Origin of the sequence: Methyloversatilis sp. MC4-4 (assembly GCF_049843555.1) — a bacterium.
Classification (GTDB): domain Bacteria; phylum Pseudomonadota; class Gammaproteobacteria; order Burkholderiales; family Rhodocyclaceae; genus Methyloversatilis; species Methyloversatilis discipulorum_B.
In genome coordinates, this window is sequence record NZ_JBBHZK010000002.1 from 503640 (window position 1) to 516270 (window position 12631).

Sequence of the window (12631 nt, forward strand, 5' to 3'; positions counted from 1 at the left end):
CGCGGCGCGCGGTTACAATCGCGCCCCTGCGGCTCCATAGTTGAATGGATACAACAACCCCCTCCTAAGGGGTAGGTACAGGTTCGATTCCTGTTGGGGCCGCCAGCCCCGCGCACGCGCATCCGGCGCACTGTCTATAGTGAATATTCATGCGCCGGCCGCCTGCTGCGGCGACCGGTGTCGACGACATCCGGGACATCGCGCCGATGAACATTTCCGCCCCGAGCTTCCCCGCTGCTGCCCTGTCGGCAGCCTCGCCCGCGCGCACGCAGGCTTCCGGCGAACTCAGCCCCGAAGAGGCCGAACAGCTGCGCGCACTGAAGACGCGCGACCGCGAGGTGAGGCAGCACGAACAGGCCCATCAGGCGGCGGCCGGTGGTCTGGCCACGTCGGGCGCGAACTACAGCTTCCAGCGAGGTCCGGACGGCGTGAATTACGCCGTCGGCGGCGAAGTGAGTCTGGACGTGTCACCCGGCCGCACGCCGGAAGAGACGCTGCGCCGTGCGCGACAGATCAGTGCCGCCGCGCTGGCGCCGGCCGAGCCATCGGGGCAGGATCTCGCGGTCGCCGCAAGGGCGGCGCAGATGGCGCGCCGGGCCGAAGCGGACCTGGCTGCCTCGACCGACGGATCGATTGCGCGTCCGGACATCGCGGCCCGCACACCGCTGCTGATCTATGCGGAGCCGCGGCCGACAAAGAGCTCGTTGATAGACGTCCGCGCCTGACCCCTCCGGTCGTCAAGTGGCGCCAGACCGACCTTGTTCGTGCATCAGGGAAATTTTCACACCAGAACCCTTGAGAAGCGTAAGGGCAATGTCGATATGACTTTCGTCGTACAAAACAAGACCAGAAGAAAGGACTATCGACGTGACGAAAACGGGCTCTTTGAGAGGTGATGACCTTGCCGTGTGGCTGGCGCTGGTGGTCAGCGCGGGCGGTGCAGTACTGAGCGTGACCCGGCCTTCCGGCTGGGCAACAACGGCGCTGATCGGGCTTGCATTGACCTGTCTGGTCGTCGCTCAGATTCTGAGCCGTCGGGCGCGTGCGGGACACGCAGCGCGACAGGCGGCCCGCATGGCGGAGATCGACCGCAATGTCCGGCAGTACGACGATCTGTGTGGAGCACTTGCGGGTGGCAGTCGGGAACAGTTCGAACGCCTGCGCGAGGCACTGACCCGCTCGCAGGACATCGTCGCCGGCGCCGCCGCCAATCTGCGAGAGAGCAACGGACGTTCGAACTTGCGAGAGATGGTGGAGGAACTGCTTGCACTGGCGACCGACGAGGAGCAGGCGCGCCGCCGCAGCGAGATCGAACAGTTCGCGCTCCGCACGCAGGAATCGTTGTCCGGCTTCGTGCGCACGGTGGAAACCTTGAGCGAAGGCAGCGCGGCGATCGGGCAGCGCTTCGACGGCGTACGCAACAAGCTCGAGCAGGTGCGCGGACTGATCGGCCAGGTCAACCAGATCAATCGCCAGACGGAACTGCTGGCGCTCAACGCCGCCATCGAGGCAGCACGCGCGGGCGAAGCCGGACGCGGCTTCGCGGTGGTGGCGGACGAAGTACGCAAACTGGCGCAGCGCACTGAAACCTTCAGCACGGAAATCAGCGCGCTGCTTGGTGACGTGCATGGTGCGATCAGCGAGGCCGGTGAAGCCGTCGCCGCTTCTGCCAGCACCGACATCGGCTCGGCGCGTGATTCGGAAGAACGCGCAGCTCAGTTGTGGCAACAGATGTCCGACATCAACCGCCATGCCACCGAACAGGCCGAGCGCATCAATCGCCTGTCATCGACCATACACGAGGCGGTGATGCAGGGCATGGTGTCGATGCAGTTCGAGGACATGGTGAGCCAGCTGCTGGCGAAAGTCAGCGAGCAGACCGAACTGATGGCGCGTTACGTGAACGGCGTGTTCGACGCGCACCGCGACCGCGAACAGCGCGACGGCATCGCCCGGGTCGAGAAACGCAACGAGGTGCTGTCACGCCTGCTGACCGACGCACGCGAGGCCGCACGGTCGATGACCCTGCAGTCCGGACCGCGCGGCACGATGAGCACCGGCGAGGTCGAACTGTTCTAGCGCACGGGTCGTCGGCGCGCCGGCAATCAGCCGCGCCGCGTCTCGACCACGCCGTCGACGTCGCGGATCAGCCCGAGCACCTTCTGGATCTGTCCGACGCCGGCGATCTCGACGGTGAAGCTCATGCGCGCCATGCCTGCCTTGGACTGCGTGCTGACCGCAGTGACGTTGATCTTCTCGCGCGACAGCACTTCCGAGATGTCGCGCAGCAGACCCTGGCGGTCGTGCGCCTCGACGTGGATGTCTGCAGCAAAGCGGGCGTCCGGGTCGCGGCCGGCCACTTCGCCCCATTGCGCGTCGATCACCCGCTCAGGATTGCGCGCCACCATATTGATGTAATTCGGGCAGTCGCTGCGGTGGATGGCCACGCCACGGCCGCGGGTGACGAAGCCGGAGATCGGGTCCGGCGGTGCCGGCTTGCAGCAGCGACCGAGCTGGGTCAGCAGCTTGCCGACGCCCTCGACCAGCACGCCGCGCTCGCCGGTGGCACGCGGTGCGCGCGGCTTGATTTCCGGTTCGTCCGGCGGCGGCTCCTCGCCCTTCAGCGCAACGTGGATGGCGCGCGGGCCGACCTCGCCGTGCGCGCAGGCGATGTGCATCGCATCGACGCTGTTGTAGCCCAGCTTCTGCGACAGCTCTTCCAGACTGGTCTGGCTGGCGCCCTCGCGCGCCAGTTCGCGCGCCAGCCACGCACGGCCCTGGGCCAGCGTTTCGCCCTCTTCAATCTGGGCGAACCAGCGGCGCACCTTCACCCGCGCGTTGTGCGTGGTGATGTAGCCCTGCTGCGGCACCAGCCAGTCACGCGACGGTCCGCCCTGCTTGGCGGCGATGATTTCGACACGCTGGCCATTGTCGAGCGGTGTGTTCAGCGGCACCAGCTGGCCGTTCACGCGGGCACCGCGGCAGCGGTGGCCGAGGTCGGTGTGCAGGCGGTAGGCGAAGTCGACCGGCGTCGCGCCCTGTGGCAGGTCGATCACCTTGCCCTGCGGCGTCAGCACATAGATGGTGTCGTCGAGCGCGGCGCGCTTGAACTGTTCCACCCACTCCGAGTGGTCGGCGATTTCGTCGCGCCAGGACAGCAGCTGGCGCAGCCAGGCGATCTTGTCGTCGTAGTCCTTGTCCTGCCCCGACCCTTCCTTGTAGCGCCAGTGCGCAGCGACGCCCATCTCGGCGTGGCGGTGCATGTCGCGCGTACGGATCTGCACTTCGAGCGAGCGGCCGTCGGGCGCGATCACCGCGGTGTGCAGCGACTGGTAGTTGTTGCCCTTGGGCTGGGCGATGTAGTCGTCGAACTCGCGCGGCAGCGGATGCCAGAGCTGGTGCACGACGCCGAGCGCGCCGTAGCAGTCGCGCACCGAATCGACCAGCACGCGCAGCGCGCGCACGTCGTACACCTCGGAGAACTCCAGCTTCTTCGCCCGCATCTTGTTCCAGATGCTGTAGATGTGCTTTGGCCGCCCCTGGATTTCGGCCTTGATGCCGGCGGCCTCCAGCTCAGCCTTCAGCTTCACCATCGCGTCGGCGATGAAGGCCTCGCGCTCGACCCGCTTCTCGTCGAGCTGCTTGGCAATGCGCTTGTAGGTGTCGGGCTCGAGGAAGCGGAAGGACAGGTCTTCCAGTTCCCACTTGAGCTGCCAGACGCCCAGCCGGTTGGCCAGCGGCGCATAGATGTCGAGCGATTCGCGCGCCATGTCGAGGCGGTCGTCGTTCGGGTGGGCAGTGAGCCAGCGCAGGCTCTGCACCCGCGAAGCGAGGCGCAGCATCACCACGCGCACGTCGGCCACCATGGCCAGCACCATCTTGCGCAGCACCTCGGCCTGATCGCCGCCGGCGTCGCTGCCGGTCACGCTCTGCGAAGCATGGGCGCGGGTGATCAGGCGCAGGTTGTCGAGCCGCTGCAGGCCGGCGACCAGTTCGGCGACCGCCGGGCCGTACTGGGCGGCAATGTGTTCGCCGGCGTCGTCCTGTACCTCATGCAGCGGAAACAGCAAGGCCGCCAGCCGGGTTTCGAGGTCAAGCCGCAGCGAAGCGCAGATCAGCGCCTGGCCGACCACGTGCTCGTGCATCGGCTCGCCGGTGCCGAGCCAGCGCTCGGCGTACAGCGGCGTCACCATGTCGTGGGCGCGGCGCAGCGTGTCCGCTTCGGTGTCGCCCAGACCGTCGGTCAGCAACTCGAGTGTGGTGCGCGCCGCGTCGGCGCTGGAGAGGGAATGAACGACGGATACCATGCCGCGATTATCCCGGATTAGACGGCGCGCAGCTTGCGGCGCAGCAGCATTACCGGCACAACGGCGTCAGCGCGCGGTCCGGGCTTCAACTCGACCGCTTATTCTTGTACCGTTGAGCGCACTTCGCTCAACCGGGAGTCCGTCATGCGACTGCTGCTCGCAATCTTTCTGCCCTTCACGGTGTTCTTCACCATCGGCCGCCCGGTGGCCGGCATCATCTGTCTCATCCTGCAGCTCACGCTGCTGGGCTGGATTCCGGCCGCGCTGTGGGCGGTCTATGCGCTGAGCCAGTACAAGACCGAGAAAAAGATCGAGGAAGCGCTCAGCCGGCGCTGAGCGCCCGACTCACTTCGAACTGGCGAGCGCGCCGCCCTTCACGGCGACGGTCTGGGTGAAGGTGAGGTCCTTCGAATCGATCACCTTCGCCTGCAGCTCGCCCCCCTCCTGCGGCTTGAACTGGAAGCGCAGCTGCGGGTTCTCGCTCAATGCGAAGTCGACGTCGGCAGTCAGCAGCGTGCGGCCGGCGTAGCTCACCTCGATGCGGCGCACGAAGTGGGCCGGCGTGAAGTGACGGGTGACCTGATCCATCTGCATGCCGTTCATATTCGGGTGACTGACCATCAGTGTCGCCGCTGCGGCGCTTCCGGCGTCGTTCTCGACCTTGAGCTTCATCCTGCCCAGCCGCGCCATCGCCTCTTCGAAGTCCTTGCCAGCCGGCGCCGAACAGCCGCCGGAGGCGCGTACGAACTTGCTCGACGCGTGCAGCTTGCCGTCGCTGGTTTCGGCCACCGCGCGCATCCAGGTGTATTGCTCGACGCGGACGCGGGTTTCGATATCGGCGCGCCCCGCCTCCGGGCTCAATGTGATCGCTGCGGCCACCGGCGTCGGGTTGCCGTCGATGATGAGCCACAGCTTGCGGATGTGCCGCTGCGGGGTCTGGTCGATCCGCGCACGCAGCGCCACCGGCACCACGGCGGCGTCCTCGGCACGGAAGGGTGCCTCGATCTCGATCACCTCGTTCGACTCGACGATTTCGCGTCCGGCGAACACCGTGGCCCGCACGCCCTGCCAGACTTCGGTGTCGGACGAGGGCTCGTCGGCCGCACTGGCCGGCAGCAGCCACAGTGCTGCGCAGGCGCACAGCAGCGCGCGCAAGGAATTCAGGGGCATGGCGGTCTCCTCCGTTGTCGTTTGCCTGCGATTGAACGCGCCGCCGTGCCGGCGATCTGCGACTTAGTCACATTCGCTGCGCACCGACGGGATAGCATCCCTCGACAACAACAAAGATGGATGGAGGAGTCATGAGCCGATACGTCGGCGCGCCCGGCCTGTGGCGCGACTGGATTACGCACTTCCCGCGGCTCGCCGACCTCGAACCGGCGGCACGCGAGGAACTGCTCGCCAACAGCTTAGAGGTACGGCTGTCGGCGGGCGAGACCGGCTACCGCGAGGGCGACGCCTGCAACAACTTCATCCTGCGCATCGAAGGCTGGTCACGCATACAGCGGCTGTCGGCCAATGGCCGCGAAGTGCTGCTGTACCGCGTCGGTCCGGGTGATTCCTGCGTGCTCACCACCTCATGCCTGCTCGGCGTGGCGCGCTACCCGGCGGCCAGCACGGCGGAAACCGACCTGCGCGAGGTGGCCATCGCCGGCGCCACCTTCCGCAAGCTGCTGAACACCTCGGACGTGTTCCGCCAGTTCGTGTTCGAACACTACGGCCGGCTGCTGTCGGACATGATCGCCCTGCTCGACGAACTGAAATTCCGCCGCCTCGACGCCCGCCTGGCCGACCTGCTGCTCGCGCGCACGGCCGACGGCGCAGCGCTCGAGGACACGCAGAGTCGCATCGCCACCGACCTCGGCAGCACGCGCGAACCGGTCGGCCGCATCCTAAAACAGTGGGAGCGGCGCAACTGGATCGCGATGACGCGCGGCCGCATCGAGGTGCGCGAGCGCGAGGCGCTGACGGCGCTGGCAGCCGAGGGCTGAGCGCAGCGCATTCGATGACCACGGGCGCGTCCACGCCCTCGCGCCATGGCGGCAGAAATTGCCGCCCGAAACCGGGTCTATTCCCGGTCTGACCACGGCGGCCCGCGCGTTAACCTGCGGCCATGAAGATACACGTGGCCTTCCTGTTGCTCGCATCGAGCGGCGCATTGCACGCCGCCGACGCAGCTGCCCCCGCGACACCGCCAAGCGGCGCCGGCGCGGTGATCCAGATGCTGGGCGCGCTCGGCGTCGTACTGGCGGCGCTGTTCGCGGTGCTGTGGCTGCTGCGCCGCATTTCCGGCGGCAAGCTGGCCGGGCCGGCACCGATACGCACGGTCGGCGGCATCGCCGTCGGCTCGCGCGAGCGCGTGCTGCTGCTCGAAATCGGCGACCACTGGCTGGTGGTCGGTGTCGCCCCCGGTTCGGTCACCGGCATCGCCACGCTGCCGCGCGGTGAGCTGCAGCAGGACAGCGCGCAGCCGGCCGCCCCCGATTTCGGCGCGCTGCTCGCCCGGCTGAAGGCGCCCCGCTCATGATGCGCCGCCTGCTCCCGCTGCTCGGCGCCGGTGTGGTCGCCGCCGTACTTGCCCCGGAGGTGCTGGCGCAGTCGATGCCGGCGCTGACCAGTACGCCGGCACCCGGCGGCGGCACCAACTGGTCGCTGTCGATACAGACGCTGCTGCTGCTGACCAGTCTGTCCTTCCTGCCGGCGGTACTGCTGATGATGACCAGCTTCACCCGCATCATCATCGTGCTGTCGCTGATGCGCCAGGCCATCGGCACGCAGAGCAGCCCGCCCAACCAGGTGCTGATCGGGCTGGCGATGTTCCTCACCTTCTTCATCATGGCGCCGGTCGGCGAGCAGATCTATGCCAACGCCTACCAGCCGCTGTCTGAGAACCGCATCACCTTCGAACAGGCGCTGGACATCGGCTCGAAGCCGCTGAAGGCCTTCATGCTGAAGCAGGTACGCGAGCCCGACGTCGAGCTGTTCATGCGGCTGTCGAACACGCCCAAGGTGGCCAGCCAGGAAGAACTGCCGATGCGCGTGGTCGTGCCCGCCTACGTCACGTCGGAGCTGAAGACGGCGTTCCAAATTGGCTTCATCGTATTCATCCCTTTCATCATCATCGACATGGTGGTCGCGTCGGTGCTGATGTCGATGGGCATGATGATGATGTCGCCAGTCATCGTGTCGCTGCCGTTCAAGCTCATGCTGTTCGTGCTGGTCGATGGCTGGAACCTGATACTCGGCACGCTGGTGTCGAGCTTCGGCCAGATCTGAAGGAGCCGTACCCATGACCCCCACCACCGTCGTCGACATCGGCCGCCACGCGGTCGAAATCCTGCTCATCATTTCGGCGCCGATGCTCGGCGCCGCACTGATCACCGGCCTCATCGTCAGCATCTTCCAGGCGGCGACCCAGGTGAACGAAATGACGCTTTCCTTCATCCCGAAGCTGATCGCGGTGTTCCTCGTCATCGTGCTGGCAGGGCCGTGGATGATCACGCTGATGACCGACTACATCCGTCGCCTCTACTCGTCCATTCCGTCGCTGATCGGCTGACGTGATCAATCTGTCCGCCGCCCAGCTCGACCTGTGGATGGCGGGCTTCCTGTTTCCGCTGGCCCGCATCCTGGGACTGATCGCGACAGCGCCTATCCTGAACAACCGCGCGATTCCGGCGCGCATCCGCATGGGCTTCGGCGCGGCAATGACGCTGGCGCTGATCCCGGCGCTGCCGCCCTCGGGGCTGGTGGTTGGCTCATGGCCCGGATTGCTCGCGTTACTGCAGCAGATGCTGATCGGTATCGCACTCGGCTTTTCGATGCGCGTCGTGTTTACCGCGATCGATCTGGCCGGCGAACTGATCGGCCTGCAGATGGGTCTGGGCTTCGCGATGTTCTACGACCCGGACAACGCAGCGCAGTCGCCGGTGATTTCCGAGTTTCTCGGCCTGCTCGCAATGCTCGTCTTCCTGTCGATCAACGGCCATCTGATGCTGCTGGCGGTGATTGGCAACAGCTTCGAATGGTGGCCGGTCGGTGCCGACCTGTTCCCGGCCAACGGCTGGATGGCGATCGCGCGCTGGGGCAGCACCATCTTCTCGGCCGGCGTGATGCTCGCGCTGCCGGTGATCGCGGCGCTACTGGTGGTGAACATCGCCCTGGCCATACTGACCCGTGCCGCACCGACGTTGAACCTGTTCGCGATCGGCTTCCCGGTCACGCTGATCGCCGGCTTCGTCATGCTGCTGCTGTCGATGCCCTTCTTCGCCCCGGCGCTGCAGCAACTGTTCGACTACGGCCTGCGCACCGTAGCGCAGTTGGCGATGGGGTGAGTCAGGGGTTTCGCGAAGCACTGCTTCGCGCCTGACGAACGGGCCGGCCATGCAGGGCCGGCACTCCTTCCGATGGGGTTTCGCGGCGCACTGCGCCGCGCCCGCTGAACGGGCTGGCCATGCAGGGCCAGCCCTGGGGTGGTCGATCAGCGCGGGCATACGCAGAAAGCCTGCCCCTGATCGCGCCTGACGAACGGGCCGGCCATGCAAAGCCGGCCCTGGGGTGGTCGATCGGCACAGGCATCATCAGAAGGCATACCCGTGATCGCATCCGAAGGACCGGTCAGCCAAGCTGGGGCGGCACTCCAGCCATCCAGGTCTAGCGGCGCACCACGCCACCCTTGCCGATTCGCGGCGGATGTGGCTTGAACCCGACACGACGCGGCATCACCCGCCGCGTCGCGGTCAGAAGACCGCTCCTAAAGGGATAAGCGCGGGAAAACCGCTCAGGAATCTACAGCAACACGTCCCTCGACACCCCCGCCCGGCGCAAGATCTTGCGCAGCTGCGCCAGCGCTTCGAGCTGTATCTGTCGCACCCGCTCCCGTGTCAGACCCAGTCGCTCCGCCAGCTCTTCCAGCGTCGCGATCTCGCAGCCATTGATGCCGTAGCGGTACTCGATCACCGTGCGCTGCTTGTCGCCGAGCTGGGAAATCCAGGTGTGTACGAGTGAGCCGATCTCGGCGTTCTGGATCTGCACGTCCGGCCCGTCCTGCTCGTCATCGGCCAGCGATTCGCCGATGGAAAGCGAGGGGTCGATGTCCAGCGGCGCGTCGAGCGAGGCGGTGTGTTCGTTCAGGGACAGGATGTGGCGCACGTCCTCGACCGGCTTGGCCAGCAGCTGCGCGATGTCCTCTGCGCAGCAGTCGCCGCCGCTGCGCGACTCCAGGCTGCGCATTGCGCGCAGCACCTGGTTCAGCTCCTTCACCACGTGTACCGGCAGCCGTATCGTGCGCGACTGGTTCATGATCGCGCGCTCGATGTTCTGCCGTATCCACCAGGTGGCGTAGGTCGAGAAACGGAAACCGCGCTCGGGATCGAATTTCTCCAGCGCGTGGATCAGGCCGAGATTGCCCTCCTCGACCAGATCGAGCAGCGGCATGCCGCGGTTCAGGTAGTGCTTGGCGATATTGACGACCAGGCGCAGGTTGCGCTCGATCATGATCTGCCGCGCCTCGAAGTCGCCAAGGCGCACGCGGCGCGACAGCGACAGCTCCTCTTCCGGCGTCAGCAGCGGGTTGGCGCCGATCTCGTTCAGGTAGAGCTGGGTCGCATCGCCGAAGAACTCCGCCTCGGCGGGCTCGACCGCCTCGACCACCGCTTCCGGCGTGTCGATGTCGCTGATCGCCGCGTCGTCCTCGATGGGCTCGACGGGTTCGGCATCATCAGGCAGCGACAGATCGGACATGGCGGCTATCTCGGTGGCAGATACTTCAGCGGATCGACGGGCTTGCCCTGGCGCCGTATTTCGAAGTGCAGCCGGGGCTTGCCGGCTTCGGTATCGGTGTCACCGAGCTCGGCTATCCTTTGTCCGCGTTTCACCGTATCGCGTTCCTGAACCAGGATCCTGCTGTTGTGCGCGTACGCGGACAGATAGGTGTTGTCATGCTTGATGATGACCAGTTTGCCATAACCGCGCATCGCCTCGCCCGCATACACGACACGGCCGCCGGCCGCGGCGAGCACCGGGTCGCCGAGCTTGCCGCTGACGTCCACGCCCTTGCCCGATCCTTCACCGAAGCGGCCGATGATGCGGCCCTGTGCCGGCCAGCTCCATTCGATACCGTCTTCCGAGCGGGACGACTCGGGCGCGACGACGGGTACTGCCGGCGTCGTCGCGGCCGCGGCCGCAGCCGGTGTCGGCGCCGCGGTGGCTGCCGCCAGTGGCGCCCCCTTCATGCGCGCCAGCGCCTCTTCCGAATAGGCTTCGACGCCACCGCGCGGCTCACGCTTCAGCACGGTGCTGTTAGCCGGTTCCGCGGTCGTTGCAGCAGCTGCCGCCGCTTGTTGCGGCGCCGGCTCGAGCGGCCGGGACTCGACCGCACCCGGCGTCACGATGGGACGTATCTCGACCGCCCCCTCCGGCTGCGCGACGCGCAATTCCTGACCGATGCGGATCAGATTGGGGTTCTCGATGCGGTTCCAGATGACCAGATCACGCCAGTCCTGACCATGCTCCAGCGCGATGCTGTAGAGGGTTTCGCCCTTGGACACGATGTGGAAGCCGGCACGTGCGGCCGGCGCTGCGGTCGCCGCAGGCGCAGCCGTTGGTGCGGCTGCCGGCGCCGAAGTGCGGTCCTCGACCGGAGCCGGACGCGTGCCGGCGCACGCGGCCAGCAGCAGGCTCACGACGGACAGCGCACACAGCCTTCTATTCATTCAACCCCCGGCAGGAGCGGTACGAAGCGCACCGCATCCAGTTTCGATTCGACAAAGCGATGCTGCGGCTGATGCTCGATCATGCGCAGCGTCTGGTCGCCGGCGCCCACCGGCAGGATGAGGCGGCCACCTTCAGCCAGCTGTTCGAGCAGCGGCATCGGTACGGTGGTGGCCGCCGCGGCGACGATGATTGTATCGAAGGGCGCTTCGGCGGCCAGACCGACGGTGCCATCCGCATGTTTCAGGCGCACATTCGGCAGACGCAGCGGACGCAGATTGCGCTTGGCCAGTTCGAGCAGCGGTGCGATGCGCTCGACCGCGTAGACGTCCTTCGCCAGCTTCGACAGTACGGCGGCCTGATAGCCGCAACCCGCACCGACCTCCAGCGTCTTGCCGAGAGGACGCCCGCCGACGCGCAGAAGTTCAATCATGCGCGCGACGATGAAGGGCTGCGAAATGGTCTGCTGATAACCAAGCGGAAGCGCCGTGTCTTCGTAGGCCCGGCTGCGCAGCGCCTCTTCGACGAACTGATGGCGCGGAATGGCCTGCATTGCCGCCAGCACGCCCTCGTCGCGGATGCCTGACGCACGCAGTCGATCGACCATGCGCGCCCGTGCGCGCGTCAGCGCGAGGCTCTCGTCCTTCGACGTCATGCGCCCAGCCAGTCCCGGACCTGCCCCATCTGGGCCACGTGCGTGAGGTCGATCTGCAGCGGCGTGATCGACGCAAAGCCGTTCGCCGTTGCGTGGAAATCGGTACCGTCACCGGCGTCCTGCGCGGCACCGGCGGCGCCGACCCAGTAAACAGTCTCGTTGCGCGGGTTGATCGTGCGCACCACCGGCTCCGCCTTGTGGCGCCGACCCAGGCGGGTGATCTGTATGCCCTTCAGTTCCTCGGTCGACAGGTCGGGCACGTTCACATTGAGCAGCACCGGCGCCGCGAAGGGTCGCTCCGTCAGGCGGCGCACCAGATCGCAGGCGATGCGGGCAGCGGTTTCGTAGTGCGCACTGCCCTTGCGTGTCATCGACATCGCGATCGCAGGCACGCCCAGCAGAAAGCCCTCGGTGGCGGCGGCGACGGTGCCCGAGTAGATGGTGTCGTCGCCCATGTTCGCGCCGTCATTGATGCCGGACACGACGATGTCCGGCAGATGGTCGAGCATGCCGGTCACTGCCAGGTGCACGCAGTCCGACGGCGTGCCATTGACATAATAGAAACCGTTGCGCGCGCGGCGCAGGATGAGGGGGCGGTCCAGCGTAAGGGAATTGCTGGCGCCGCTGCGGTCGGCCTCGGGGGCCACGACGGTCACATCACCGACCTCTGTCAGCGCACGGGCGAGCGCCTCGAGGCCGGGGGCAAAGTAGCCGTCGTCGTTGGACAACAGGATGCGCATGAAAGGCTGCGGAACGAAGGTTGCGACCGGACGCCTGGGTGCCGGTCGAGTGCGCCGGAGCTGCGGCCGGATTGCGGTCCGGATGTCGGCGACGCACATGGGAAAACGGCGCGAGGCCTTGCCGTCGGGCTTGCCGGCACACCGCCGCACGCCCTGCCGGAGCCCCGCGAAATCAGCCGCGGACTATAGCACGGCGCCGCGCACAGCCGTCCGGACGC

At 66.8% G+C, this 12631-nt stretch carries 14 protein-coding genes and 1 tRNA gene; 9 read left to right on the forward strand and 6 right to left on the reverse strand.

Translation table 11 applies throughout. The annotated features are described in order from the left end of the window. Positions 1-30: 30 nt before the first annotated feature. From WDZ97_RS09275 to WDZ97_RS09285, 3 genes are all read left to right on the forward strand, one after another. Positions 31-105: transfer RNA gene (locus tag WDZ97_RS09275), tRNA-Arg, on the forward strand. Positions 106-206: 101 nt separating this feature from the next. Beyond that, a complete protein-coding gene (locus WDZ97_RS09280) occupies positions 207-725 on the forward strand; it encodes a putative metalloprotease CJM1_0395 family protein (protein ID WP_425762554.1) in 519 nt (172 codons plus the stop codon). A gap of 349 nt (positions 726-1074) precedes the next feature. Beyond that, positions 1075-2079, forward strand: coding sequence for a methyl-accepting chemotaxis protein (locus WDZ97_RS09285; protein WP_425762555.1), 1005 nt, complete (start codon positions 1075-1077; stop codon positions 2077-2079). A 26-nt stretch (positions 2080-2105) separates the two neighbouring features. On the opposite strand, the gene WDZ97_RS09290 is transcribed toward WDZ97_RS09285, so the two are convergent. Then, positions 2106-4307 (reverse strand): RelA/SpoT family protein, encoded by a 2202-nt coding sequence (locus WDZ97_RS09290; RefSeq protein ID WP_425762556.1) that lies wholly within the window; start codon positions 4305-4307, stop codon positions 2106-2108. Between the two features lie 144 nt (positions 4308-4451). Here WDZ97_RS09290 and WDZ97_RS09295 point away from each other — a divergent pair, with 144 nt between their 5' ends. After that, positions 4452-4643 (forward strand): YqaE/Pmp3 family membrane protein, encoded by a 192-nt coding sequence (locus WDZ97_RS09295; RefSeq protein WP_304003703.1) that lies wholly within the window; start codon positions 4452-4454, stop codon positions 4641-4643. Positions 4644-4652: 9 nt separating this feature from the next. On the opposite strand, the gene WDZ97_RS09300 is transcribed toward WDZ97_RS09295, so the two are convergent. Beyond that, positions 4653-5477: a quinoprotein dehydrogenase-associated SoxYZ-like carrier gene (locus WDZ97_RS09300; protein WP_425762557.1), complete on the reverse strand. Its 825-nt coding sequence runs from the start codon at positions 5475-5477 to the stop codon at positions 4653-4655. Positions 5478-5608: 131 nt separating this feature from the next. On the opposite strand from WDZ97_RS09300, the gene WDZ97_RS09305 reads away from it, so the two are divergent. The 5 genes from WDZ97_RS09305 to fliR all read left to right on the forward strand — a co-directional run bounded on the left by WDZ97_RS09305 (position 5609) and on the right by fliR (position 8641). After that, complete coding sequence (locus WDZ97_RS09305; RefSeq protein ID WP_425762558.1) at positions 5609-6298, forward strand: Crp/Fnr family transcriptional regulator; 690 nt, start codon at positions 5609-5611, stop codon at positions 6296-6298. Positions 6299-6420: 122 nt separating this feature from the next. Continuing rightward, positions 6421-6834: a flagellar biosynthetic protein FliO gene (gene fliO, locus WDZ97_RS09310; protein WP_425762559.1), complete on the forward strand. Its 414-nt coding sequence runs from the start codon at positions 6421-6423 to the stop codon at positions 6832-6834. Continuing rightward, positions 6831-7583 carry a flagellar type III secretion system pore protein FliP gene (fliP, locus tag WDZ97_RS09315; RefSeq protein ID WP_425762560.1) on the forward strand — a complete coding sequence of 251 codons (753 nt, stop codon included), beginning with the start codon at positions 6831-6833 and terminating at the stop codon, positions 7581-7583. The genes fliO and fliP overlap by 4 nt, the downstream gene beginning before the upstream one ends. A 13-nt stretch (positions 7584-7596) precedes the next feature. Then, positions 7597-7866: a flagellar biosynthesis protein FliQ gene (gene fliQ / locus WDZ97_RS09320; RefSeq protein WP_425762561.1), complete on the forward strand. Its 270-nt coding sequence runs from the start codon at positions 7597-7599 to the stop codon at positions 7864-7866. Between the two features lies 1 nt (position 7867). Next, the gene (gene fliR, locus WDZ97_RS09325; protein WP_425762562.1) at positions 7868-8641 is read left to right on the forward strand and encodes a flagellar biosynthetic protein FliR; all 774 of its coding nucleotides are present in this window, start codon (positions 7868-7870) and stop codon (positions 8639-8641) included. 454 nt (positions 8642-9095) lie between these two features. Here fliR and rpoS read toward each other — a convergent pair whose 3' ends face one another. From rpoS to surE, 4 genes are read right to left on the reverse strand one after another with little or no spacing between them, the layout of a single operon-like run. Then, positions 9096-10049, reverse strand: coding sequence for an RNA polymerase sigma factor RpoS (rpoS, locus tag WDZ97_RS09330; RefSeq protein WP_019919013.1), 954 nt, complete (start codon positions 10047-10049; stop codon positions 9096-9098). A 5-nt stretch (positions 10050-10054) separates the two neighbouring features. After that, positions 10055-11020, reverse strand: a complete 966-nt coding sequence (locus tag WDZ97_RS09335; RefSeq protein ID WP_425762563.1) for a peptidoglycan DD-metalloendopeptidase family protein — start codon at positions 11018-11020, stop codon at positions 10055-10057. Then, complete coding sequence (locus WDZ97_RS09340) at positions 11017-11673, reverse strand: protein-L-isoaspartate(D-aspartate) O-methyltransferase (protein ID WP_019919015.1); 657 nt, start codon at positions 11671-11673, stop codon at positions 11017-11019. The genes WDZ97_RS09335 and WDZ97_RS09340 overlap by 4 nt, the downstream gene beginning before the upstream one ends. After that, on the reverse strand, positions 11670-12413 hold the full coding sequence (surE, locus tag WDZ97_RS09345; protein WP_020163958.1) for a 5'/3'-nucleotidase SurE: 744 nt from the start codon (positions 12411-12413) through the stop codon (positions 11670-11672). The genes WDZ97_RS09340 and surE overlap by 4 nt, the downstream gene beginning before the upstream one ends. Between the last annotated feature and the right edge of the window lie 218 nt (positions 12414-12631).

Coding starts and splice junctions, on each gene's coding strand:
- rpoS (WP_019919013.1), bottom strand. CDS start 10,049: ATGTCCGATCTGTCGCTGCCTGATGATGCCGAACCCGTCGAGCCCATC.
- WDZ97_RS09295 (WP_304003703.1), top strand. CDS start 4,452: ATGCGACTGCTGCTCGCAATCTTTCTGCCCTTCACGGTGTTCTTCACC.
- WDZ97_RS09285 (WP_425762555.1), top strand. CDS start 1,075: ATGGCGGAGATCGACCGCAATGTCCGGCAGTACGACGATCTGTGTGGA.
- fliP (WP_425762560.1), top strand. CDS start 6,831: ATGATGCGCCGCCTGCTCCCGCTGCTCGGCGCCGGTGTGGTCGCCGCC.
- fliO (WP_425762559.1), top strand. CDS start 6,421: ATGAAGATACACGTGGCCTTCCTGTTGCTCGCATCGAGCGGCGCATTG.
- WDZ97_RS09335 (WP_425762563.1), bottom strand. CDS start 11,020: ATGAATAGAAGGCTGTGTGCGCTGTCCGTCGTGAGCCTGCTGCTGGCC.
- WDZ97_RS09300 (WP_425762557.1), bottom strand. CDS start 5,477: ATGCCCCTGAATTCCTTGCGCGCGCTGCTGTGCGCCTGCGCAGCACTG.
- WDZ97_RS09305 (WP_425762558.1), top strand. CDS start 5,609: ATGAGCCGATACGTCGGCGCGCCCGGCCTGTGGCGCGACTGGATTACG.
- WDZ97_RS09340 (WP_019919015.1), bottom strand. CDS start 11,673: ATGACGTCGAAGGACGAGAGCCTCGCGCTGACGCGCGCACGGGCGCGC.
- surE (WP_020163958.1), bottom strand. CDS start 12,413: ATGCGCATCCTGTTGTCCAACGACGACGGCTACTTTGCCCCCGGCCTC.
- fliQ (WP_425762561.1), top strand. CDS start 7,597: ATGACCCCCACCACCGTCGTCGACATCGGCCGCCACGCGGTCGAAATC.
- WDZ97_RS09280 (WP_425762554.1), top strand. CDS start 207: ATGAACATTTCCGCCCCGAGCTTCCCCGCTGCTGCCCTGTCGGCAGCC.
- WDZ97_RS09290 (WP_425762556.1), bottom strand. CDS start 4,307: ATGGTATCCGTCGTTCATTCCCTCTCCAGCGCCGACGCGGCGCGCACC.